The organism is Wolbachia endosymbiont of Mansonella ozzardi (assembly GCF_020278625.1).
Lineage (GTDB): Bacteria > Pseudomonadota > Alphaproteobacteria > Rickettsiales > Anaplasmataceae > Wolbachia.
The window spans coordinates 6,805-9,228 of sequence record NZ_JADAKK010000047.1; the positions used below are offsets into that span (position 1 = coordinate 6,805).

The window sequence follows — 2,424 nt, forward strand, 5'->3', positions numbered from 1 at the left end:
CAGTTTCCGTACCAAAAGATATAAGTGTCAATGATATTGATCTGAATACCGCTACTCAGTTACTTTCCTTGCCGAAAGTGATCGGAAAACACCCAGAAACTGGGAAGGAAGTAAAAATAGGCCTTGGAAGATTTGGGTACTATATTTTCTATGATGGTAGATACTTTTCTCTTAAGAAAAACTCCAAGGAGGTATTGGACACGCAATTAGATGAAGCTGTGCAAATTATTGCAAAAAGCCCACGTAAAGGGCTAAAATCCCTCGGTTTTAATGACAAGGGAAAAGAAGTTTTCATCTGCAACGGTAGATATGGATTTTATATAAAATTCGGTAAAACAAATATCGCCTTGGGCAAAAATGCAGATATTGAGAGTATAGACCTGAAAAAAGCTTTAGAATTAATTAAGAATAGAAAATAAATGCTTAAAAGGTATCTTGCAACTCTTCTGTAAATGCAATATGTTGAGCTTTATAAAAATACTTGTCAATTGTTAGTGTATATGAAGGTAAGATTATGTCAAATGGTATTAGAGGTTATGATTTATATAAAATTTTAAAAGAGTATCGTAGTAATGAAGTTGGACCAACAGGCTACAAACGTCTAATAGTCAAGCACTCAGACATTAATGCCAAAGACAATATAGAAAGAACTGCTTTACACTATGCTGCTTATTTCAACGATGCTGATATGGTTGAACTTCTTCTCAAAGCAGAAGCTAAAACTAATATAAAAGATAATAATGGTAAAAAACCGCTTTCTTTCGCTCAGAGTAAGGAAATAATTGATTTATTGAGAGGCCCACCAGCTAGATGCTTTTCCAAGGTTATGGTCAGCTGTTTTTTAGCCTTTCTTCCTGCTTTTTGTGAAGGATGGTCTTTATTATATAATCAATATAAAGAACCATATAAGATTGCTTTCACTGCTGCCATGAGAAAATTACTTATCCTTTATATAGTAATAGCCTAGTTGTGAATAAATACGCCTACACAAAATTTTAAGTACCTATTTACAGCTACATCAATTTTTCTATTAACTTTAACACAACTACTGAATAGCTACAATGTAGCTGTGGACTGTGTAAATACACAGCTACATTAGCTCTGCTATGAATTAGTTTAAATAAAACAGACATATTTCTAAGCTATCATCTCTGACCAAAGAGTTAGCAAGGATAAGTAATTTTCTCATGGCAGCAGTGAAAGCAATCTTATATGGTTCTTTATATTGATTATATAATCTAGTAAAGAAAGGTTTGATATAAGAATTATTTTTGTGCACTGAGAATATACGTATATAAAATCCATCCTAACTTGTGATCTACTGCCCTGAATACATCTCCTTCCTTTACTGAAACCACTGTCTCGATTAAAGTGTGCGAGCCCTGCAAGGCTAGATATTTGCTTTTTTTGAAGGGTTTCAAGTTCGGGCAAATAGCAAATCAAAGTAATGGCTGTGATTTTACTTACACCTGGTATGCTAGTTATTGACATATATTTTCTTTTAAGCTCTTGGTTTTGACCGATAAATGTAATTATCTCATTCTCTAAAGTCTTAATTTAATTACGTAAAATTACAAGAAGTTCCTGTATCTGCTTGATTATGTATATATCAGTTACCTGTTGAATTTGGGTTTTTTGTATTTTTGCCATTTCTACAAGTTGGTTTCTAAGAGATAATTTTTGTTTCAAGCAATCAATATTACCAACTGTTAAAGGAGTAACACGCACATCTGCGTTGTTGATATAACGTGAAATGATACTGTAGTCTATTTTATCAGTTTTTGTAGTAATACCAAGGCTTTTAGCATAGTCTCTCACCCCCACCTTGGTTGAATGACGTACACCTCAAAACTATTGCTTAGTAAAGTATAAGTACATAATTTTTCATGTCCACCAGTTGCTTCAAAACCAACTTTGGTTACATTGTGCAACTGTAAGAAGTCCAGTATCTTATCAATGGATTGTATATCGTTTTCAAATATTTTATAATGCTCAAGTGGGTGAATGTGCATATCTAATTTAGTTTTACTAATATCGATGCCAGCAATGATATTTGATGAATTCATAATTCCTCCATAAATAACATGTGATACTGCATTTTCCAGTCTTATATATGAACCTAAAAGCTCAATCAGTTTGTTCGGAACTTTCAGTATGTAAACTAGAGAAGAGAACCTTGTTGAACAACGATTCTTATATCAAGGGGAGTGAAGGCTCCTATTCTCCGTGTGTCTTTAATATCACTATTTTGATATTTATAGAGACTTGTTCTTAACATATAAGGGGAGTGGTAAAGATTAAAGCAAAAGTGATGTCATCCAAGTAGCTAACACTGGGATCCATGATGCTGCTTTATCAATAAATATTTAAGAAATTTGCCAAATGAGAAAAAAAGGCAAAAGAAACTCCGTTAGCTAGTTATTC

The 2,424-nt window shown here is 33.0% G+C and carries 5 protein-coding genes; 2 read left to right on the forward strand and 3 right to left on the reverse strand.

Annotation, left to right across the window (positions count from 1 at the left end; all coding sequences use genetic code 11):
• Positions 1-419 (forward strand): topoisomerase C-terminal repeat-containing protein (locus IHO40_RS04630; RefSeq protein WP_304956704.1); only part of this gene is annotated, 419 nt, incomplete at its 5' end.
• A 95-nt stretch (positions 420-514) separates the two neighbouring features.
• On the forward strand, positions 515-967 hold the full coding sequence (locus tag IHO40_RS04635) for an ankyrin repeat domain-containing protein (RefSeq protein WP_225536982.1): 453 nt from the start codon (positions 515-517) through the stop codon (positions 965-967).
• A gap of 218 nt (positions 968-1,185) precedes the next feature.
• Here the strand turns inward: IHO40_RS04635 and IHO40_RS04640 are convergent, their stop codons facing one another.
• From IHO40_RS04640 to IHO40_RS04650, 3 genes are all read right to left on the reverse strand, one after another.
• The gene (locus IHO40_RS04640; protein WP_225536983.1) at positions 1,186-1,491 is read right to left on the reverse strand and encodes a transposase; all 306 of its coding nucleotides are present in this window, start codon (positions 1,489-1,491) and stop codon (positions 1,186-1,188) included.
• Positions 1,492-1,557: 66 nt separating this feature from the next.
• Complete coding sequence (locus tag IHO40_RS04645) at positions 1,558-1,818, reverse strand: hypothetical protein (protein ID WP_225536984.1); 261 nt, start codon at positions 1,816-1,818, stop codon at positions 1,558-1,560.
• Positions 1,815-2,066, reverse strand: a complete 252-nt coding sequence (locus IHO40_RS04650; RefSeq protein WP_225536985.1) for a hypothetical protein — start codon at positions 2,064-2,066, stop codon at positions 1,815-1,817. Before IHO40_RS04650 ends, IHO40_RS04645 begins: the two co-directional genes overlap by 4 nt.
• Positions 2,067-2,424 lie beyond the last annotated feature (358 nt).

Bases quoted from the DNA above. Each gene is read 5' to 3' on its own strand.
- IHO40_RS04635 (WP_225536982.1), top strand. From the start codon at position 515: ATGTCAAATGGTATTAGAGGTTATGATTTATATAAAATTTTAAAAGAG.
- IHO40_RS04640 (WP_225536983.1), bottom strand. From the start codon at position 1,491: ATGTCAATAACTAGCATACCAGGTGTAAGTAAAATCACAGCCATTACT.
- IHO40_RS04650 (WP_225536985.1), bottom strand. From the start codon at position 2,066: ATGAATTCATCAAATATCATTGCTGGCATCGATATTAGTAAAACTAAA.